The organism is Halobacillus campisalis (assembly GCF_030345335.1).
Lineage (GTDB): Bacteria > Bacillota > Bacilli > Bacillales > Halobacillaceae > Halobacillus_A > Halobacillus_A campisalis.
This window is the reverse complement of sequence record NZ_JAPVRC010000002.1, coordinates 281,217-301,209: the sequence shown is the minus strand read 5'-3', so window position 1 is coordinate 301,209 and position 19,993 is coordinate 281,217. Positions and strand designations below refer to the sequence as shown.

Below are 19,993 nucleotides of genomic sequence, written 5' to 3'. Positions count from 1 at the left end.
CGATACATTCTCCCTTCTTTTATAAAGGCGGTAATCTGCACCTTCATTGGATAAGCTTCTCAAACTCGGAGACAATCACGTTCGCCGCTACAGTTTTACGATAATCAGCTGTGGTGAATGGGTCGCTTGCTGGAACGTACTCCTGCAGAACCATTTCATATAAGCGTCCAAGATCCTCTTCGATTAACACTTTATTTTGTACGAAACGTTCACACTCGTATAGACGTTTGGGAGAAGCGGTCCCTCCTCCGGCAGCTAATCGAATATATTCCACTTCCCCCGACTCATTGATACATCCTTGACAAGCCACTGTTACTATTGAAGGGATAAAAGCTTCCCTGCGCCCCACCTTTTTAAAAAAAGAGAGGACTTGTGCAGATACAGGCGGTTCAGGTAAAGATATGGACGCGAGAATCGGATGATCCTCCCCGTTTATTAATTGTATGTACGTTGCTATATCATTGCTGAGATAAGTAGTGCCATCAAATGAAACTGCTTCCGCTTCCAAAACCATTAACGCTGGTATAACATCCCCTACTTGATAACAGACATTGCCTCCAATTGTTGCTCGATTCCTAACAGCTGGAGAAGCGACATGCCTGATTGCCTCTGCCAGAATCGGCCAATATTCTTCAATGAATACATTACGGTGACAGTCGGACAAAGTGGTTAAAGCTCCTATCCGCAGCTTGAATTGTCCTTCATCCTCTAAATGATCAAAACCTTCCAATACATTGATTTTATCTAAACTGATTAAATGCTTAGCCAGCGGCGTTCCTTGCTCCCTTTGAAGTTGAATCAAAGTCCCACCTGTTATATAACGGGCCTCAGTGCCATACTGCCTTTTTACCTCCCAGGCTTCTGACAGATCGGAGGGCCGCCAAACTTTCGTAGGAACAGGTAAAGTTGGAGGTTTCCCACTCATGAGCGGCTCATGTTCGTTAACCATTCATAATCCTCCTCAGTATCGATATCATAGAAGCAGCTCCCTTCTTTGAAATCCACCGTTATCCCATTGGTTATCGATTGATTGCGTAACACGCTTCTTGCTCCTTCATCTCCTTCTAACTTTTGAAGCATTGGATATAAGTCTGAAGAAAATAGGATAGGCGGCTGGATGCGCCCCTCATATGTAGAAGCTGCATAGGGGGGGTGAGAAGCAATCCGGAAACGTTCGAGTAATGAATTTATCATTTCCACCTTTATTAAAGGCTGGTCCCCCAGCATAACTAGCATCCCTAATGCGTTCATTTTACGTGCCGATTCGACTCCGCACCTTAAGGAATAAGCCTGGCCGAGATGAGCCTCTCTGCATTTCACTTGTGACCATTTAGATGACCGAAGAATCTTATCAGTAAGCCATTCCAACTCATCATCTTCCTTCGTCACAAGAAATACGTGATCCAAACGTGAGTCAAGAGCCGTCTGCAGCGTATGGCCGCCAATCGTCGTTCTTTCAAAGGGTAAGGTAAGCTTATTCCTGCCCATTCTACTACTTTTTCCCGCCGCTAAAACTACTCCACAGATTTCATGAGGTTTCACGGGCAGGCCGCCTTTTGAACGTCGAAGAGTTTTTGAGATGAATCAACTCGGCCACGACGCTGATCGCAATCTCTTCCGGCCCCTTCGCATTGATGGAAAGCCCGATAGGAGAAGTAATGCGGGAGGGAACCTCTCGAGTGCCAAGCAGCCTCTTCGTCCGTTTTCCAGAACCTAAAATCCCTAAATAACGAAGCTCCTTATCGATAAGGTAAGAGATGATTTCTCTATCCTTTTGAAAATTATGAGTCAGAACCACGACATAATCGTCAGGTGTCACATTCATGTCCGGCATTACTTCGTTCGGAAAGCCTTGAAGAATACGGTCAGCGTCAGGAAAATTTGCCTTACCGCAAAGAGCAGGCCTCCAATCCGAAACTGTAACAGAGAAGCCCGATTTCCCAGCGAAGCTGACGAGAGGCATAGCGTCCTTACCAGCACCGAATACAAATAAGCGAGGTTTTGGTTCATAGGTCTGCACGAACACATCGTCACTATGGGTCAAAGTCTGTTTTCCAGGATTAACTTTCTTTACTAAAGGCAGGAGGTGCGGGAGATCTTCGGCCACACCGCCGAATACTTCCTGGTCTTCAGTTATGAAACAATCACGTTCGTTACTGGATGAGTTTAAAAACTTTACACTGGTGACAAATTGCCTTTTATCTAAGCAGATTTTTACTTGCTGCAATTTTTGGATCAGCTCCACAGTCACCGGTTCCACCAAAACGTGGATCACTCCATTACATCCTGACCCTTCTCCCCATGATAGTTCGTTATAACTTCTCATATCATAGATGAGCGTTTCCGTTTTTTCCCCTAAATGATTATGCTCGATTCGCGCAGCTAAATCTTCCTCTAAACAGCCTGCGCTCAACATCCCCACTTGAGTACCGTCCTTTTTAAAAACCATCGATGCGCCTTCCTTTTTATAGGCAGAACCTTCGACCTCGATGATTGTAGCCAGAACACCATCAACACCAGCTTCCGTCATTTCTTTAAGTATCACGTGGATATCTTCCATGGAGCGCTTCTCCTTTATTAAATAGTTTCATTCCCGAAATCATTCATGTTATATTCCCTGACATATTATACTACTTTTTATTTTAATGTCATTAAAGTTAACATTTATTGTTATATATAATCGTAAGACAAATTATATATTTTGTCATTAGTTAACTTGTATGAATTATCAGAATATTTTTAGCTGTTCTATACAATACGTATTGAACCTTTATTTCGTCAGTTTCTGAAGCAGCACAAAAAGCCGCCAGGACTGAGGTGTTCATCAGACCTGGCGGCTTGGAGGTTATTCTTATTATTAAGAGTGAAACACTCCACCACTTATTCTTTCAAATTTATGCAACAAATAACGCAGACTACCGATGACAATAACTACAATAAGGATAAAAAGCGGCATCCTCAACCAACCTGAGGCAATCTGGCCAATCAGCCAATTCCCTCCATAATAAATGGATACAAACCCAATTAAAGCTGTAAGAAGAAAAGAAAATCCAACCCTTATTCCCTGTCGTATATTGAGCGTTCAACTCCTATACATCTTAGAGAAATAACTTGCAAAGGATAGATGCACTCATTGTTTGACATACGGAAAACTATATAATCTTTAGATTGGAGAATATAGAACAAAAGCTAAAACAGTAAATACTATGACTAGAATCCCCCGGCTTATGTAACGTTCCTTATTTTGAATTCCTACTTTCTTTTCCAAATAATCTTGATAAATGATCACTAATAAGAATCCAGCGAAAGCCAGTCCGTAACCTGTAGAATCCCCAAGCAGACTTGTTAATCTCATCGCAGCTAAACCTATCAGCAGATTACCTAAGTTCCCAATACCCATAAGCAAATAATTAGTTTTCTTTTCTTTTTCCATTATTAACCTCCTTATTGCCGGCCATTACGCTGCAGCAGGCGTCAGGTACTTAGTAAAATAAGCACCCGCAAATAGTAGAATTATCGTAAGTATCCAGTTGAAAATCCCTAAAAAACCAAACCAGTAAGCTGCAAGATTAGTTACAGCAATTAAGTAAAAACAAATGGACGTCAGAGTACTTTTCATACCCGTCACGCCAGCTTTTTTCCTTTTCCGAATCAAAACGATAACGGAAGTGATAAGTGATATAATCAATATAATTGAAAGAACCTCTTCCATTAATGTTTCCCTCATTCCTCTTAGTCAGCTATGTTAAAGAAATACGTCAGTTGTGTAGCGGAAATTTTTTCCGAGAGAGCTCACTTACCTTAGAGTCCACTGGTACGCAGCTTATTGATTAAAAGTATCTCCTGACTGTAAGTTCAATGTTCGATTGTTTATCGTAATCGTATGCTCATCCTCCCACTCTACGTCTGCATGCCCCGCTCTGTCATTGAAATACACCCTCTTTTTGAACCAAAGCGGTCCTTCCCATTCCCCTTTTACAGAAAAGGAAGTCGCAGCTCCTCCATTCATAAGGTATACATTCACCTCATATTTATTGTCCGGAGAATGAGAGGACTCAATGAGCTGTTCAGCCTTAGAAAAAGGGATTAAAGCGGGCAGAATAAGAAGCAAGGATAAGCAGCCTGAAATTATAACCGTTATCCAGCTTCTTACTCTTGTTAACCAATTAAGATGGTATGCAAAACCTTTTATCCCAAAAATGAACGCCGTGAAAGAAATGAACCATAGAATGTACATCGGCGGACGAATTGACCAATCATTATAGAAGCCTGAGTATAGGTCTTCGAACAGAAAAACCAAACAAGCTATTGTTAGATAAAATGCCCATAAATGAAATCTCTTTTTCAAATAATCCCTCCCTGTAAAGTTTTTCGAACTGTCCCGCTGATCCCACAGGAGAGTCTCACCGTTTCCTGCCGTCCCACTGCCTAATAAGTATGTCGAAACCGCTTTAAGGAAATGCAAACATATGCTGATTCTCATAATAAGTGTCCCATGGTAAACAATTTTCTATAGAGATTTATATAGGATGATTGGAAAGCGAGTAGCTTCCCAACCCCGGGTTATCTCTGAGTGAAGTCTTCTACAATCTTGTCCTATTATTGAATAACTATGTTTCGAAACAACTATCAACCACGTTTAACAAAGCTAATCAAAAATAAAGAAACACGTTATAAGAGAAACGATTAGGACGGTTACTCGATAACCAGAGTTGACGCTTCTATTTCTAATCCCCAACACTCTTCTTATCCATTTCTCAATAAATTTCAGCAAGAACACAACTCCAATAAATAACGCAAAGGACAAGATGACCTTTGCAATCAACGGTTCAATGTAAAGAGATTCTAAAACAAAAAAGACAGAAAAAAAAAGCCACAGGAGGAATAATCAGACCTGAAATATCGTCTTTAGGCTTCTCTTTTGTGGTGGAGTCTTTCATGGTTTCCTCCCTCGCTTTTCGTTTGAGCGTGTTCCTTTTTGAACTATGCATTCGTCTATTATTTACGAATGAAAGAGCGTCTGGTTTCACATGTGGCTACATCCATTACATTTAAAATATGATGAGCTTCATAACTATAAGAAAAATTGATGAACAAAAAGGACTCCATGAAGAGCCCCTATTCCTGTCGCTACAAATTCTCTCTTTTAGATAAAGGAGCCCATTTCTCCAACCTCGGATGAGCTTATCGGTAATCTGTAAGGCGGTATCCATTTGGCCGAGCCGTGGATACCTTCTGAAATTTTCACTAGACTTTAAAATGGCTACATTCATCGGCTCATTATTTATTGACTAGGAAATTATATCATGAATGAGTCAGAGTTATCTAAAAACCCTGCGGAGTTCACTGTTTTCTGCTATAAAGCCAAGTTACTATATACTTTACCATTTTATGATAATAGCGTTCTTTTCATAGACTAGGAGAACCCCAACTAAAGTCTCTCGTGCTTCGGAAGGTTTAGTAAGTTCTTCTCATACAAAAATCGGGTAAAAATGATTATTTTTCTTAATTTTCAACAAATTTACATTATTATGTTGTTCTGTTAACAAAACACTCTTACTATTAAAGATGAATCATCCATTACATACCAGAAGGGAGAACGATTATGATCAAGAAATCTGCTGCACTGTTAGTATGTTCGACCATTTTGTTTGCCGGAGGTAGTTTAGGCGGCGTCCAAGAAGTAAACGCCAGCGGGAGTGACGGAGACACTAGTGAAGTTAAAAATGTGATCTACATGATTCCTGACGGTTATTCTGCTGGTTATGCAACAAATTACCGCTGGTTTAAAGGAGAAGATTCAGTGTTCGATCCTCATCTTAAAGGGATGATGAAAACTTATTCAAATGATACAGAAGTGACAGACTCCGCAGCTGCTGGTACAGCAATGGCAACTGGCGAGAAAACAAACAATGGAATGGTTGGTGTTACCCCTGATGGGGAGGAGTTAGACAGTATTCTAAGCGCATCTGAAAATGCGGGCAAATCCTCTGGACTTGTGGCCACCTCTACAATTACTCACGCCACACCTGCCGTATTCGCTTCTCACGTAGCTGATCGTGATAATGAAGCATCAATTGCACCTCAGCTTCTTGAACATGATGTAGACGTGCTTCTTGGTGGCGGAAAAGAAATCTTTCTCCCTGAATCTGAAGGCGGCCAGCAGGAAGAGAACCTTTTACAGCAAGCACAAGATGATGGCTATTCTTTTGTAGAAAATAAAGATCAATTAATGGATTTGGAAAATGAAGAGAAAATACTCGGTTTATTTGCTGACGGGCCTCTCAGCTCGGAATTAGGAAGGGAACAGACGGAAGAACCGAGCCTTTCCGAAATGACGTCGACAGCGATCGACTCTCTATCCCAAGATGAAGATGGGTTCTTTTTAATGGTCGAAGGCAGTCAAATCGATTGGGCGGGGCATGCTCACGATGCAGCCTGGGCTATGAATGATGTGGCTGCGTTTGAAAAAGCTGTTGAAGAGGCATTGGAATATGCGAAACAGGATAAAGAAACACTTGTCGTTATTGCCGGAGACCATGAAACTGGCGGAATGACAGTCGGATCAAACGGAGAATATGACGTGAAGCAGGATATCGTTCAAGGTATCAGCGCGACAGGTGAACAAATGGCTGAACAACTAAATGAAGATGCATCCAACATAGAACAGGTTGTACAAGAACACACTGGACTTGAGCTTACCGAAGAAGAAGTGGAAGAGATCCGATCTGCTGAGGAAACGGCCAATGTCATTAATGATATCGTCAGCGATCGTGCTCTTGTCGGATGGACCAGCTCCGCTCACACAGGAGTGGATGTACCGATTTACGCTTACGGACCTTCCTCTGATGAGTTTTCCGGATTAGTCAACAACACGGATCTTCCGAAAAAGATGGCTGAATCTATGGGCGTCGAATTGACAGGCGCTTCAAACGGGGACGATTCATGGAAAGACCAGAACGGAATAAGTTATGCCGTACCCATGCAAGGCTGGAACGAATGGAGTGTAGTTGATTACTTGAAATCCAATGGTTATCCATCCAGTCTTACATTCCGCGGTGAAATTGCAGATAGCTATGAAATGGAAGGTTATAATGGCTCCGCTCCTCAGAACTTGTACATGCTCGATGAATTAAAACAGGATATTGGAAAATAATGAAGTAAATTAAAAAACAGGCAGCCAACCAGGCTTCCTGTTTTTTAATTATTGATACAAAAAGATTCTACTTGACTCTTGCTTAACTCATCACGGCTTGCAGGTTCATCCGTACCAATGGTTGATTCTGCAGGAAACGTGACGGGACACTGAAACGGCGGAATTAAAGGTGTACACTCGCCTGTCACAACCTGCTCGCGAGGCAAACAGAAAGGTGCTTCCAATCTGACATTGACACTAGCTTCCACCTTCACATCCTGACAAAGCAAAATTGAAACTTCACAGGTCGTTTCACAGATCGAGCATCGAAAATCCGTGATCTGACTGTCTATAATTTTACTCGGAGGAGCACACAAGAAATATCTTTCACAAACACTGAATTCCCCAGAAGCCAGCGTTCCATCCGCAAGGAAAACCACTTTTTGTGACTGCTATTCATTATTTATATGTATTACATCTAATTTTGGAGTGAGCTCTTAAGAAAATTAGGCAATATCACTCTAAAGTCAATCAACCAACTAATCCAAACATGAAAAAGTGAGTACTCACTTTACAAAAGGAGAAAGTAGAAGTACTATATAAGTGAGTAATCACTCACTTAGGAGGAGAGAAAAATGGAAAAGGTGATCAGTTTAAACCACATTGCTCATTCATTTGGAGTTGAAACAGTTATAAAAGGTATAAATATTGAGATTGATAAAGGAGTGATTTTCGGTTTACTCGGCCCTTCAGGATCAGGAAAGACAACACTCGTTAAAATTATAACCGGGATTTTGTACCCTACTGAAGGCTCTTCTGTCGTTCAAGAAACCCAAATGCCTTCTCTGAAGAAAATGAAAAACATCGGATTTATGGCTCAATCAGATGCACTTTATACGGAATTAACAGCCTATGAGAACATCGATTACTTCGCTTCTATTTATGGGCTTTCCCGATCCGAAAGAAAACAACGAATTAAAAAAGTGCTGGAAATCGTCGACCTTGTAAAGCATATGAAAAAACCTGTTCGCACGTTTTCAGGTGGAATGAAACGAAGACTTTCTCTTGCCATTTCCATAGTGCATGAACCTGAGATTCTAATTCTTGATGAGCCCACAGTCGGGATTGATCCTCTGCTCAGACAGTCGATCTGGCAAGAATTCAATAAATTAAAAAATGAAGGGACCACAATCATTGTAACCACCCACGTAATGGATGAAGCTGAGAAATGCGATGAGCTTGCACTCTTGCACGATGGTTATGTCATAGCACAAGGATCACCGAAAGATCTGAAGCAATCCATTCATGTAGATACGATGGAACAGGCCTTTCTTCATTATGGAGGTGGAAAATCGTGAATTCTATTTCAATCATCGTCCGCATCCTACGTCAGTTTCGACGCGATAAAAGAAGTCTCGCGCTAATGTTTGCCGCTCCATTACTCGTCCTTACTTTAATGTGGCTTGTACTCGACAGCGGGGATTATGTGCCCGAAATTGCGGCAATCGATTTGCCTGACCGTTTCGTGAAAATATTAGAAAATGAAGCAGAGGTCATGTCTATGGATAGACATGAAGCTGAAGACGCTCTGAAGAACCAGGAAATTGACGCAGTCCTCGAATGGGAAGAAAATAAACCTGCATTAACACTTGAAGGCAGCGATCCGACCGCCAGCGGGGCTGTGAACATGGCGTTACAGCAGACCCTGAATCAGATGAACCCGCAACAGGAACGGATGGAGCCGGAAATACATTACTATCACGGGTCCGAAGAAATTAAGCTTTTTGATAATGTCGGCCCTGTTCTAATTGGCTTTTTTATCTTCTTTTTCGTATTTATCGTAGGTGGTGTTTCATTTATACGGGAACGGACGCAAGGAACACTGGAGAGAAGTCTGGCCACACCGTTGAAAAGGTGGGAAATCGTCATTGGCTATTTAGGAGGGTTTGGTCTATTTACGATTATCCAATCCATCATTATTGCCGCTTACTCCATCTATGCACTGGACGTGTTCATGGCTGGAAACTTCTTATATGTCCTTCTGGTCACTTTCTTGCTCGCTCTTTCAGCTCTTAGTCTTGGAACGTTACTCTCGGCATTTGCAAATAATGAATTTCAGATGATTCAATTCATTCCACTGGTCATCGTCCCCCAAGTTTTCTTTTCAGGAATGTTTAATTTGGAAACGCTGGATCCTTGGCTGCGCGCTATAGGAAACATTATGCCGCTTACGTATGGAGCTGAAGCACTTCGTGATATTATGATTCGAGGCAGTGGATTTGAATCGTTTGCTGTTGAGGTTTTTGTTCTTTTTGGGTTTACTCTTTTATTCACATTGCTAAACATAGTAGCATTAAAGAGGCACAGAAAGTTATAATAAAAAGAAAAAATGGGGGATCTTTATCGTGGATAAACAAGATTACTTGCAGCACCTGATCAACGCAGGCGAAGAGGACGTTCAATTGACCCCCAAACAAGCAAAAATACTCGAAGCGGCTATTGAGATTTTTGCTGAAAAAGGATATGCAGCAACTTCTACAAGTGAAATTGCAAAGAAGGCCGGAGTAGCTGAGGGCACCATTTTCCGGCATTACAAAACTAAAAAAGAACTATTAATATCTATTGTGACTCCTGGGATTATAAAATTGACCGTCCCTTTTTTCGCGGATCAATTTGTCAGCGAAGTGTTTAAAGAAAGATCCGAAAGTTATGAACAGCTGCTGCGAAAAATTATCCGCAACCGGTTTGAATTTGTACAAAAGAACGTTCCTCTTTTGAAAATCATTATACAGGAGATGGCGTTTCATGAGGAATTGAAACAGTCTTTTCAAAGCATATTCATCAAAAAAATATTTCCGAAATTCGATGAAGCGGTCACCCAATTTAAAAAGGATGGTTTAATTGTCGACTATCCTTCTTCATCCATTATCCGTTTCACAATGACTACCATTATAGGGTTCATCATCACCCGTTTTTTAATTCTTCCAGAAGCGGAGTGGGATGATGATGAAGAAATCGACCGCACCATCCGAATGCTGATGCATGGCATACAGCCTGATAGTTAAAAAAAGCGTGATCTTCCTTTTAAAAGGAAAAGATCACGCTTTTTCTAACCTCAAACTATCGTACACACTTTGTTTCTTCCCGTTGTTTTGGCTTTATACAACGCATTATCAGCTCGCTTGAATATATCATCCCGAGATGACACAGCTTCATTAAGGTTGCTTGCCCCTATAGAGACACAAGCGTTAATTTCTCTCCCATCAGGCAGCAAAAACGTATGCCCCTCTACCGCTCGCCTGATTCTTTCGGCAATGTTGAGCGCTGTGTTGAGTGAGCAGTCAGGAAGGATAAGAGAGAATTCTTCTCCTCCATTTCTAGACACTTTATCAGTTGGGCGCGCATTTCTTTGTAGAAGCTCACTCAACTGCTTCAGCACGGAATCACCTGCATCATGCCCAAATGTGTCGTTCACATTTTTAAAATGGTCAATATCAATCAATAAAAGAGAAACATCCTGCTTCCCCCTATTTGATGATGAAATTAATTCATTTAACGTATTGTCAAACTGTCGGACGTTTGCCAGTCCAGTTAAAAAGTCGGTCTTGGCATCGTTTTTGAATTTGATGAACATTTTTTTGGAATTCTGTATATCACGGAAAAAGGCTGTAGCTAACAGAGCTGTAGGAATAGCGATCAGCCAGAAGAAAACGATGATTTCCCTAAAATTCTCTATATCAGGAAGCAGCACGTACAAATTGCCAGTAATGATAGACATGCTGATGATGTTCATGAGCAGAATGGTTCGGTACCTCCCCTTTCTAAAATACCGGCCAATCACACTCATAATGACTCCAAGAGAGAGCATGAATCCGAAAGCCATAATCGCCGATTCATTAATTCCAAATAGAAACCTTGATAAAGCAATGAGAACAGAAGATGTTATGGCCGGGATGAATCCGCCATAGTAAGCTAAAATCATCACAGGTACGTGTCGCAAATCGATCATGACGTGATCAGTGACTTGAATGGAAAAGAGCATGAGTAATAAGCCAATGGCCGCAGTCAAATATCCCACTCTAAACTTCTCTCTTACATTAGAGTGAATGCTGATCGGATCATTTGTCATTTTTCCAAGCACATAAAACCCAGCCATCATGACAGCCGCATTTCCTATTAAATCCTTAAGTATCATAAACATGTAAAACCCTCGCATTTTATGTATTCTCTATGTAAATCTATAGACTCAGGTATTTCTTCCTCTTCTTCTATATTAATGGAAATCAGTAACATTTTCGATAATATATTAAATTTTAGTGATTCCTTATTTACTATTTTTGTAACCCAATTTAATATGGTCAAAAAGAAATAAACGTACTGGACATGGCTTGTAGGAATTAGAGCAGAGAGCCTGCAAGGTCTTCGATATAGATAAGGCGCAGATTTTGACAAAAACAAAAGAACTTCCTTCACTAGTATAGAAGAAAGCTCCTTTATTTTATAAATTTCACCGGCCAAATCAGCGCTCTGAGAGATGGTGAAAATTTGAAGAACGGTTTTCGGCCAAATTCCTTCACAAACGAGAACGGGGCCATATGATCTACTTGAATCTCAACTTCGGCATTTTGAAGCTTCCATGGTCTGTGATAGATGCCAACTTCAATGAACATCTTTCCAAAGGCAGACCAGCAGTAATATCTTTCCACGAGAAAATGGTCAAGACTTCCCTGCTTAGGAACGTACAACTCCCCTACCGGACGATATTCTCCCTGAAATTCGGCCAGAGACTTCCCCTTTCGTTTGCTGAAAAAGGAAATTGTATTTCCTACCCGCTCCATTTTCATATTCGCATAATAATAAGGCAGCGTAGTAAGTCGCGCCCCTATTACTGCTAACTTCTTATCTGCATCTAAACTGAAAAAGTAAACCCCCGGGACACCGTCACGTTTAACGTATGTGCGTACATTTAACTCTAAAAAAGAACGCAATCCGGGAACGGAAGGAAGGTTTCTTATTCTCATGTCAGTGACTTCAAAAGGTATGATGGAGAGCCAAGCTTCTCCTTCATGTACATCTAACTCTAAACCGTCAGGGATATAACTTTTCAAAATCTCTTCTCTAACAGGAATGTGTATGAATAAAAGGTTTTCCCATTTCTGAGTCATCACCCAGTTCCCTGTCGTCATTAGTGTACCCTTTCGTTTTGTATCATCTGCAAGATGCACATGCATTATGTCGTCCTTCTTTCTTAAAATCGACGCTATCCTATACTTTTATTCAAAAGTAGTTGTTGATCTTGGAAAGTGAATTATTCCCAAGACCCTATTTCTCCAACAAAAAACAACGAAACGGATCATCACAATTAGGTAATATCACAAAGCCTAAGAAAAAGGACATTTCCCTTATAATGATGTCCACGTGTACTGACTTCCCCAGCTTTCTTTCGCCAGCGTTTCTACTTTTTCGACAAGTTGTTCATCAACTGCATACGCATCACCTTGTTCATATTGGTTATAGTGGAAAGCGTATAAGCGAGCAACAAATTGATGGAAAGGCAGCGAAGATTCCCCGTGTATTTCATTGAAACCTGTAACACTTGGCTGTATGCCTTGCCCCCAGTCTTGAGAGCTGTCATTATTCGGATTATAAAAATAAATACGGACGTCTCCATTTTGATGTTGAGCTACTCTCTGAATCGACACCGCATGGAGCCCCAAAAATCCACCAAACGAATCTGTAATGAATATTCCTACTGGGTTTGGATAGATGAGTTCGTATCCTTCATTATAATCAGGGTGATGAGTGGCATAAAACAATCGGACAAAACCGCGGTAATCTGAAACAGCACCTGATAAAGGATCAATGACACTACTGAACCCTCTAGGTACCCAGTTACCATAATAAACAGGGTTGACCCATTTATGCACATCCTCTCCTCTAAAATTGGAGCGGCGCACAAGTTCAGAATAAATTCGGTCTAAATGGGGAACTAAAATTAACGAAACAGGATCTAATTCCACGTGCAAATCGTCTACTAATCCTTCACGTAAATCTTTGGAATGAATGGTTTGTCCTTCAAACGTTATATCAATATCTTCATCCCTTGCCGCCCTGGCTATTAAATCAAGAAGATGACCAGGCGCATGCAGCGACCAAAGGCTTATTCCACGGGCGGTCTGGCAGGTGGGATTCATCCCTTGCCCAATCCCAAGCGGCTGACCAAGCACACTGATCGTTCCGGCAACTAATATATTATTTGCTGTAATCCCTTCATTTCCATTAACCAAGTTCAACAAACTTTTGCGGGTAGTTGGCTGAATGTCTAATTCGATAATTCTGCGAATTCCCGGAATAACAGGATTCGAAGAAAGAACCCCTCGATCCAATAACAAAGTTAAACCATACAAGGACTGTTTTAATGGCAAATGGATGCCTACCGTAATAAGATTTTGCACGAAGGACAAATGCTCTTCTAAATTAGCTTGACCTTTATTTGATAAAGCTAAAGCTTCTGATAGCAATTTAGGATGGTGCTTGTTAAGATAGCGGACTAAAACGATATGATAAGGAGCTACAAGTCCAGTTTCATGCATTGATTGAGAAAAAGTCCGCGCTTCCTTTTTCAATTCTGCTTCATCTAAATGTTTAAGTTGATCCCTATATTCCTTCACGTCACATCTATCACACAATGCTGTCCTGCCATTGATGGCATCCAAATATTTTTGTATGGCTTCTCTGTCCACAGCGTCTATTTCTGTCTCTAATAATTGTTCAGCATGCTTTACCATTTTTACTGTCCGTTTAACCATAATAGGGCGCTGCGCCACTAATTCATCAATTTCTTTAACGAGTTGACTAGATATAGAAGCTAAGGAAAGTTTGTCGGATAAGAATTGAAACAAGTTTTCCATACGGTCCTTGTCTTTCCCTTTCCCTTCGATTCGTGCTGCTTCTGTTTCTTCTGGAAAAAGAATATCCACATTCAAAGCCATAACTTCATTTAAAAAAGAGTGTGCCTGCTCTTTGGATACCCCTTCGCGGTCATACTTACCTTCAGCAATAGCAACCATTCGCACTTCACTGAGCAACTCAGATATAGTAGTCATCCCGCCAGATCTCAGAGATCCTTTGACAAGGTTTGCTTGCAGCTTGGATGGATCTTCCCACGGCCCGTCTTGAAAAAGCCCAGCTTGTTCAAACCTTTCAGCTTTCTCGTATAGAATCGAGAAACCATCTGGCTCACCCATTAATTTCGCTGCAGTCTGCAGGACTTCACTTTGATACATGGACTTAGCAAATGAGTAAGCGCCCTCCAATTGGTCAAGAGCCTCGTCAAATGCTTCTTCTTTATTCATTTCCACCTTTACTGACATAACCCTGTTTCCTCCTAAACATAAAAATCATAGTCCACGTAATCCGTTAACAATTGAGAGATTTCTCCACTGTCTTCTCCGTGAAAAAAAACGGTTCCCAAGTGATTGCCATACCCCTCGTCTGTATCTTGAAATTTAGCAGTTGTTGGTTTGTAAAGCGTGTGTCTTTCAAAGCTTGGGTGCTCCTCTAAATCTCTGGGAACCTGAACACGAGTCGCATTTTTCTTCCGAGGGTAGACTAAAAAGCTGCCCGCATGTCCATTGGGTTTAACCTCTTTAGGCAAAAATTTCTCTAATTCCTCTAAAGTGGTATGTGGATCACAGCAAAGAATATGTGCGCCGAAGGGATTAAAACCGTAAACCTTCTGAATCAATTCAAAAATATGTCCTCCAGGAATACGATAAGCTACTTCACCAAAGTATATTTCTTCTGTATCCGTTATAAAAAATTCAGGATGGATCATACCAAATTGGATATCAAACGCTTGAATTAACTTTTCGACTTCTTTATGAATGTATGGCCTATAATGTTCAATTGCTTCCGAAGGCGGGACCATACTTGAATAACCGAGCTTCACATATTCTGTCATATTCAAGAAGAGAATTTCACCTTTATAAATAAATACCTCACACGATATTTCCATCCCTGACAGATGACTCTCCACTAAACCAGGAAAGCTTTGCTCCGCAAGCTTGTTTTCAATATCTTCCTCCGAGAAAATCATACGATGACCAGCAGCTCCAGCTTTATTTAACGCTTTAAAATGGATCGGGTCCGCGTCCTCGTTTTGATGATTTTTCAATAAAGAATAGTTCACCCGTTTAAAAAATCTGCGAACCTCTTCTTTGTTTTCAACTTCTTCAAAAACTCCAACTTTTAATCCACCTAAATGAGCCCTGCGTTTCATCATGGCTTTGTCTCTAAAAAGAATAGAGTGGTCAAATACAGCAGGATCCTCTCGAAGACGTGCATTCAAGGCACCAGCCCATTCGACCAATTCCTCAAATACAGAAATCGTGTGACCTACGTCGATACTCACCAATTGATCGAATAATTCCGCTGAGCGTTCATACACCTCTTGATAATGATTAGGTTTCCCAAAGTCCCAGGAAAGAAAGGGAATTTCGTGTTGTTCAGCATATTCCTTATAACCTTCGTGGCTTATGACAATGTATGGTCTTTTAATTTGCTGGATCGCTTCAATTGTAGGAATACTCCAGCCGATCAGAGCAACCTTGGCACCTTTTTGCGGGCGTTCATGATTAATTTGGAGAGGCCCGAGCTTCCTGCTGTTCACACGTTCGCGATCGTTTTGATTATTTAATTTAAAATTTGCTTCACGATTACTTACTGGCATTAATCTTCACCTGCTCCTAAAATGTTTGCAACACTTAGTTAGAATCTCCATTTGGTTCGTATTTATGCCCATCCAAGATATTTCTTCACAGTAAAAACAGGACAGCCGCTGAGTGCCGTCCTGTTGTTCATCAACCAAGGGATTTATACCAAATATTCATATCTTCTAAGCCAGAGCCAATCATACTGTTCTTAATCATGCAGCCTCCATATGTAAATCCTTGACGAGCTGCTACGATATTCATCCCCATCGATTTAGCTCTTGTATAAGAGAACATCGTTCGAATACGGAGCTCTCTCATTTTTTCTTCGAGCTTTATATACTGATAAGAGAGAAGACCTTTACCTCTGTGTGGGGGCAGCGTTGCACAATCCGTAAACTCAGCCGCTTCAAATTTTGAAAAAATATCCACCGAACAAGCACTTACTAATTGCTCGTCTTTATAAATAAGTGAGAAGTAAGTATCTTCCCTTAAAAGCTTTTCTAAATAGTGAGGATCGTGAATAGGAGTAGGGTATTTCGAAAAAACTTTACGATAAAGGTTTGCTAATTCATTCGAATTCTTTTCCTCAGCCCACTTCATCTTATACCCTAAAGCAAGTTGTTCCCCCTTAGCTTGAGGTTTAATGTTCATTTCTTTCACATGAGCGATTACATTCGCTGGATCCGGCTCATTCCTGGACGGGTGTAGGAAATCAGCATATATTTTTGTATCGCTTCCTCGAAAAAAACCTTCAATTTCCCCTTCATATTGATAGTACAATTTTTTTACAGCCGCTTCTTCTTTACTGTATGGTCTTACGTAAATAATAATTTTATCGCAATTTTTCCTCGCCGCTAACTTAGTAAGTTTTCGGATAAACGTATGAACATCTTCCGGCAGCCTAAATACCTTAATCCTCCTACTTTCAGGTTCCACATAAAAATATCCTCTTTTTTGCAAAGACGAGACCGTTTGAATATGAGCAGATTCCATCAATCACAATCCTTCCTTAATTAGTACATTGGCTATTGTATTCAACGAAAAAAGGTTTCATGATTGCGCAACCTGCGTTATCTTAATTTCAAGAGAAAGAACTCCGCTTAAATCAAATCACCCTGATTGATGATCAATAAAAGAAGCTCTAAATATACTGCCCGAATAAAATTGCGGCTACCTTACATGGAAATCTCACTCTTCCTGCATCCGTTCATAAATTTTGCGTGTAGTATTTACATTCCGTATCGTCATCCGTTTATAAAGGGACGACCCCGCTAACCTTTTCATTCCGCTTTTATTTATGTTTTTTCTATTGATGGACCATAGAACAGCGCCCGAAACATATATCACGTGATCGATTCCTTCCTTAATGTCCAACTCCTCAAGTATGGAATCAGCATCGATGTCGTCCCATAAAAAAAGAACATCACTTTTCATCTCCTGATCATTTTTCCATGAATCCGGCAAGTTCTCCATAAGCCTTTGAAAGTCCTCCATACTGCGAACTACCACTTTAATCTCAAGCCCGAAGTCAGTCTCGATCGCTTTTTCTATACTGTGGGTCAGCTCTGTACGAGAGTGCTCATCGTCATCGAATATGATATTCCCTGTATTGATATAAGATACGACAGATGTCATTCCTGCTTTTTCAAATGTCTGTCTAAGCAGCTTCATGTCCATCTTATTTTTCCCGCCTACATTGATTCCTCGTAGAAGTGCAGCATACTTCATGGTTCGTTCCGCCTTTCTATTACGGTTTACGTAGTATGTAGTTATTCGACAGTAAGAGTGGTTTACCTCCCTGCAGAATTTGATAACCAAGAATATGTCTAAATAGCTTCAGTGGTCTAATAATAAATAGAACGTTAGAAAGCCACATCCGAATAAAAACAAAGGTTGTTGCGGCTCACAACAACCTTTGTTTTAACTTGCTGATCTTCTATCATTTTCGGTCTTTATTACTCCCTCCATCAATCAATTTAAATCTACTTGCTTTTCTTTCATTAGGCTGGAACTCAAAAGAAGTGATCGTCGCACCCGCTCCTATCTTCAAGGAGCCATCTGACTCTACTAAAAATAAAGTGCCTAATTGATTCACTTTAATTGCTTGAACGTTATGTTTCGCGAACACCTGCTGCAAGTCATGAATCAGCTCCATTTTACCGAATGTGAAAGCCATCCTTTCATCTCCCTACTTTTTTAAATTTATACTAGTAGGATATGTAGTTGCACGTGCAAACATGCTTTTCATCAAGCAAGAAAGTTATGAACGCCCCCATCAGGTGAGATAGAACACGCTACCAAAAACTAGGAGCGTTAATATAGTAAGGGCGAAGGCCCCCTGGAATCAGTCAACTACACATATAGTGGAACAGTTTTGTCTTAACCTTGTATATACCTGCGGCACTCTCGTAAGTTCTCTAGGAACTGGACATTTTTCCTTTGGGTATTTTTCTTTTTCTTTCTTTGGTATCTTCGGACATACCTTCTCCAATTTCACATATACAGATGGTTCTCTTTCGAATATTTGTTTTTTACAACAACGTCTTCCCGTGCTTCTTCCCCCTTCCCTCAAATACATTGGGAGTACTCTATATTATATTAACGATATATAGAGTATTGAAGGCGGAAGGAATGGTTCTCTAACGAAAAAATACGTTCATCGATAAGAACGATCCTGATGGTTAAACGGCTGTTTTTTCTTCACGATATAATTTCCTCTTATAGCTCCTGTATAAAAGTGTGGTAAGTACAAAAAGCGCGACACACATCAAAAGGGGGATTAACCATAAGTATTTAATCGAAAGTGTAAGTGATAAAACAAAGATCAAGACCGACACCACAGGTGAAAAAAAAGAATACGCTTTTGCATCATACAGCCAACCATACGGAAACAGGTGGGCAGCTGTAATAATGGCAAAAACTGCTGCCATATCGACTGCAGATTTAGCAAAAACCAAAAAGATGATAGGAAAATACATCAGCTGCGCCAAATTTAAATATAACCCTAAATCACTGAGGGGAAGATTTTCTGCTTTCCAATCCACATCAAATAGTTTAGATAAAATGATTGCCAGCGGGAAAGTTAATCCTGAAGCGAAAAGCATAAACACATTCTTCTGATTAATTTCAATAGGCAGCAAAAAAACCACAGTAATGAGCAGCCATACGACTACTGCTGATGTCAAAAAAGAAATTCCATGTTTACTTTTGATCGCCAATTCGCTCTTCATTTCAGATATATTCATATACGCACCTCTGTATTTTATTTCATATGATGAAGCGGTTCTATATTTATTATATCGGCATCGCTTCATGGTTATCACAATATTATTATAGCAAGGATATCTGCCCTCCACCTAATTCTTAGAGCAACAGACCAGACCATCAAGCTCATTTCCCAACACAATTAAAAAAGCAAGCACTCGTAATGAATGCTTGCTTCTTTACTCTTTTATCTTAGAAATACATGATTGCCGATGACTGTGGTAACTTCCTGTTTGCTCAAATAGCTGCTCTGTGCTTTATCCGGGTTATAGAAGAAGATGGATCCATTGTCGAAGCCTTGGTATGCAAGAGCTTCATCGACAGCATCTTTAGATTCCTGACTTGCTGGCTCATTGATACTTCCATTCAGTACCGGCGAGAACTGATACCCATCATAAATGACACCATGAATGGAATCCGGGAAACGGTCGGTTTCTACTCGGTTCAAAACAACCGTAGCAACAGCGACTTTCCCTGCGTAGCTTTCTCCTTCAGCTTCAGCTTCAACAAGACGAGCGAGCAGGTCTTTTTCGTAGTCATTGGCAGTGACTGGCAATTTCAGCTGTTCACCAGGAAAGATTTGAGCATACGGTTTATTGTTCATCGCTTGGATCTGCTGTGCAGAAACCCCGTAATTTGCAGCGATTTTATAAATGGATTCGCCCCTTTGGACGGTGTGTGCATTCTCATCGGCAGAGATCTGTGTCGGAAATGAAAAAGCTAGAAGGCATAAAGCTGCCGTTCCGACCGTCAACATTTTCTTTAACACTTTGAAACTACCTCCCTGATTTTTGATCTATTATAAAGTAACATAGTAGGAGTTTTTGATTAACTATTAATTATTTCCTACGTTTCCAGTGATCAGATCAATGACAGCAGT

General features: G+C 40.6%; 20 protein-coding genes. 5 read left to right on the top strand and 15 right to left on the bottom strand.

Features of this window, described 5'->3' with window-relative positions; genetic code table 11:
- Window positions 1–43 precede the first annotated feature (43 nt).
- The 6 genes from O2Q26_RS05665 to O2Q26_RS05640 all read right to left on the bottom strand — a co-directional run bounded on the left by O2Q26_RS05665 (window position 44) and on the right by O2Q26_RS05640 (window position 4,024).
- Window positions 44–949, bottom strand: a complete 906-nt coding sequence (locus tag O2Q26_RS05665) for an FAD binding domain-containing protein (RefSeq protein ID WP_289214963.1) — start codon at window positions 947–949, stop codon at window positions 44–46.
- Window positions 922–1,542: a nucleotidyltransferase family protein gene (locus O2Q26_RS05660; protein ID WP_289214962.1), complete on the bottom strand. Its 621-nt coding sequence runs from the start codon at window positions 1,540–1,542 to the stop codon at window positions 922–924. The genes O2Q26_RS05665 and O2Q26_RS05660 overlap by 28 nt, the downstream gene beginning before the upstream one ends.
- Window positions 1,529–2,560 carry an XdhC family protein gene (locus O2Q26_RS05655; RefSeq protein ID WP_289214961.1) on the bottom strand — a complete coding sequence of 344 codons (1,032 nt, stop codon included), beginning with the start codon at window positions 2,558–2,560 and terminating at the stop codon, window positions 1,529–1,531. The genes O2Q26_RS05660 and O2Q26_RS05655 overlap by 14 nt, the downstream gene beginning before the upstream one ends.
- A 603-nt stretch (window positions 2,561–3,163) precedes the next feature.
- Window positions 3,164–3,433, bottom strand: a complete 270-nt coding sequence (locus tag O2Q26_RS05650) for a hypothetical protein (protein ID WP_289214960.1) — start codon at window positions 3,431–3,433, stop codon at window positions 3,164–3,166.
- A gap of 24 nt (window positions 3,434–3,457) precedes the next feature.
- Entirely contained in the window at window positions 3,458–3,727 is a 270-nt protein-coding gene (locus O2Q26_RS05645) for a hypothetical protein (protein WP_289214959.1), read from the bottom strand.
- A 96-nt stretch (window positions 3,728–3,823) separates the two neighbouring features.
- A complete protein-coding gene (locus tag O2Q26_RS05640; RefSeq protein WP_289215317.1) occupies window positions 3,824–4,024 on the bottom strand; it encodes a DUF5412 family protein in 201 nt (66 codons plus the stop codon).
- A 34-nt stretch (window positions 4,025–4,058) separates the two neighbouring features.
- On the opposite strand from O2Q26_RS05640, the gene O2Q26_RS05635 reads away from it, so the two are divergent.
- From O2Q26_RS05635 to O2Q26_RS05615, 5 genes are all read left to right on the top strand, one after another.
- Window positions 4,059–4,265 (top strand): hypothetical protein, encoded by a 207-nt coding sequence (locus O2Q26_RS05635; protein WP_289215333.1) that lies wholly within the window; start codon window positions 4,059–4,061, stop codon window positions 4,263–4,265.
- A gap of 1,340 nt (window positions 4,266–5,605) precedes the next feature.
- A complete protein-coding gene (locus tag O2Q26_RS05630) occupies window positions 5,606–7,156 on the top strand; it encodes an alkaline phosphatase (RefSeq protein ID WP_352232215.1) in 1,551 nt (516 codons plus the stop codon).
- A 614-nt stretch (window positions 7,157–7,770) separates the two neighbouring features.
- Entirely contained in the window at window positions 7,771–8,493 is a 723-nt protein-coding gene (locus O2Q26_RS05625; protein ID WP_289214958.1) for an ABC transporter ATP-binding protein, read from the top strand.
- A complete protein-coding gene (locus O2Q26_RS05620) occupies window positions 8,490–9,512 on the top strand; it encodes an ABC transporter permease (RefSeq protein WP_289214957.1) in 1,023 nt (340 codons plus the stop codon). Before O2Q26_RS05625 ends, O2Q26_RS05620 begins: the two co-directional genes overlap by 4 nt.
- A gap of 28 nt (window positions 9,513–9,540) precedes the next feature.
- Entirely contained in the window at window positions 9,541–10,200 is a 660-nt protein-coding gene (locus O2Q26_RS05615) for a TetR/AcrR family transcriptional regulator (protein ID WP_289214956.1), read from the top strand.
- Between the two features lie 50 nt (window positions 10,201–10,250).
- Here O2Q26_RS05615 and O2Q26_RS05610 read toward each other — a convergent pair whose 3' ends face one another.
- The 9 genes from O2Q26_RS05610 to O2Q26_RS05570 all read right to left on the bottom strand — a co-directional run bounded on the left by O2Q26_RS05610 (window position 10,251) and on the right by O2Q26_RS05570 (window position 19,882).
- Complete coding sequence (locus O2Q26_RS05610) at window positions 10,251–11,336, bottom strand: GGDEF domain-containing protein (protein WP_289214955.1); 1,086 nt, start codon at window positions 11,334–11,336, stop codon at window positions 10,251–10,253.
- Between the two features lie 292 nt (window positions 11,337–11,628).
- Window positions 11,629–12,366, bottom strand: coding sequence for a YqjF family protein (locus O2Q26_RS05605; RefSeq protein WP_289214954.1), 738 nt, complete (start codon window positions 12,364–12,366; stop codon window positions 11,629–11,631).
- A gap of 171 nt (window positions 12,367–12,537) precedes the next feature.
- Window positions 12,538–14,508, bottom strand: a complete 1,971-nt coding sequence (locus O2Q26_RS05600) for a hypothetical protein (RefSeq protein WP_289214953.1) — start codon at window positions 14,506–14,508, stop codon at window positions 12,538–12,540.
- 14 nt (window positions 14,509–14,522) lie between these two features.
- Complete coding sequence (locus O2Q26_RS05595; RefSeq protein ID WP_289214952.1) at window positions 14,523–15,866, bottom strand: ATP-grasp domain-containing protein; 1,344 nt, start codon at window positions 15,864–15,866, stop codon at window positions 14,523–14,525.
- 130 nt (window positions 15,867–15,996) lie between these two features.
- A complete protein-coding gene (gene ablB, locus O2Q26_RS05590) occupies window positions 15,997–16,842 on the bottom strand; it encodes a putative beta-lysine N-acetyltransferase (RefSeq protein ID WP_289214951.1) in 846 nt (281 codons plus the stop codon).
- Between the two features lie 195 nt (window positions 16,843–17,037).
- A complete protein-coding gene (locus tag O2Q26_RS05585) occupies window positions 17,038–17,577 on the bottom strand; it encodes a DUF1697 domain-containing protein (protein ID WP_289214950.1) in 540 nt (179 codons plus the stop codon).
- 211 nt (window positions 17,578–17,788) lie between these two features.
- A complete protein-coding gene (locus O2Q26_RS05580) occupies window positions 17,789–18,025 on the bottom strand; it encodes a hypothetical protein (RefSeq protein WP_289214949.1) in 237 nt (78 codons plus the stop codon).
- A 505-nt stretch (window positions 18,026–18,530) separates the two neighbouring features.
- Window positions 18,531–19,094 carry a DUF7010 family protein gene (locus tag O2Q26_RS05575; RefSeq protein WP_289214948.1) on the bottom strand — a complete coding sequence of 188 codons (564 nt, stop codon included), beginning with the start codon at window positions 19,092–19,094 and terminating at the stop codon, window positions 18,531–18,533.
- Window positions 19,095–19,300: 206 nt separating this feature from the next.
- Entirely contained in the window at window positions 19,301–19,882 is a 582-nt protein-coding gene (locus O2Q26_RS05570; protein WP_289214947.1) for a cell wall hydrolase, read from the bottom strand.
- Between the last annotated feature and the right edge of the window lie 111 nt (window positions 19,883–19,993).

Bases quoted from the DNA above. Each gene is read 5' to 3' on its own strand.
- O2Q26_RS05665 (WP_289214963.1), bottom strand. From the start codon at position 949: ATGGTTAACGAACATGAGCCGCTCATGAGTGGGAAACCTCCAACTTTA.
- O2Q26_RS05625 (WP_289214958.1), top strand. From the start codon at position 7,771: ATGGAAAAGGTGATCAGTTTAAACCACATTGCTCATTCATTTGGAGTT.
- O2Q26_RS05645 (WP_289214959.1), bottom strand. From the start codon at position 3,727: ATGAGGGAAACATTAATGGAAGAGGTTCTTTCAATTATATTGATTATA.
- ablB (WP_289214951.1), bottom strand. From the start codon at position 16,842: ATGGAATCTGCTCATATTCAAACGGTCTCGTCTTTGCAAAAAAGAGGA.
- O2Q26_RS05630 (WP_352232215.1), top strand. From the start codon at position 5,606: ATGATCAAGAAATCTGCTGCACTGTTAGTATGTTCGACCATTTTGTTT.
- O2Q26_RS05610 (WP_289214955.1), bottom strand. From the start codon at position 11,336: ATGTTTATGATACTTAAGGATTTAATAGGAAATGCGGCTGTCATGATG.
- O2Q26_RS05635 (WP_289215333.1), top strand. From the start codon at position 4,059: ATGAGCTGTTCAGCCTTAGAAAAAGGGATTAAAGCGGGCAGAATAAGA.
- O2Q26_RS05585 (WP_289214950.1), bottom strand. From the start codon at position 17,577: ATGAAGTATGCTGCACTTCTACGAGGAATCAATGTAGGCGGGAAAAAT.
- O2Q26_RS05605 (WP_289214954.1), bottom strand. From the start codon at position 12,366: ATGCATGTGCATCTTGCAGATGATACAAAACGAAAGGGTACACTAATG.
- O2Q26_RS05650 (WP_289214960.1), bottom strand. From the start codon at position 3,433: ATGGAAAAAGAAAAGAAAACTAATTATTTGCTTATGGGTATTGGGAAC.
- O2Q26_RS05600 (WP_289214953.1), bottom strand. From the start codon at position 14,508: ATGTCAGTAAAGGTGGAAATGAATAAAGAAGAAGCATTTGACGAGGCT.
- O2Q26_RS05595 (WP_289214952.1), bottom strand. From the start codon at position 15,866: ATGCCAGTAAGTAATCGTGAAGCAAATTTTAAATTAAATAATCAAAAC.
- O2Q26_RS05655 (WP_289214961.1), bottom strand. From the start codon at position 2,560: ATGGAAGATATCCACGTGATACTTAAAGAAATGACGGAAGCTGGTGTT.
- O2Q26_RS05580 (WP_289214949.1), bottom strand. From the start codon at position 18,025: ATGGCTTTCACATTCGGTAAAATGGAGCTGATTCATGACTTGCAGCAG.
- O2Q26_RS05575 (WP_289214948.1), bottom strand. From the start codon at position 19,094: ATGAATATATCTGAAATGAAGAGCGAATTGGCGATCAAAAGTAAACAT.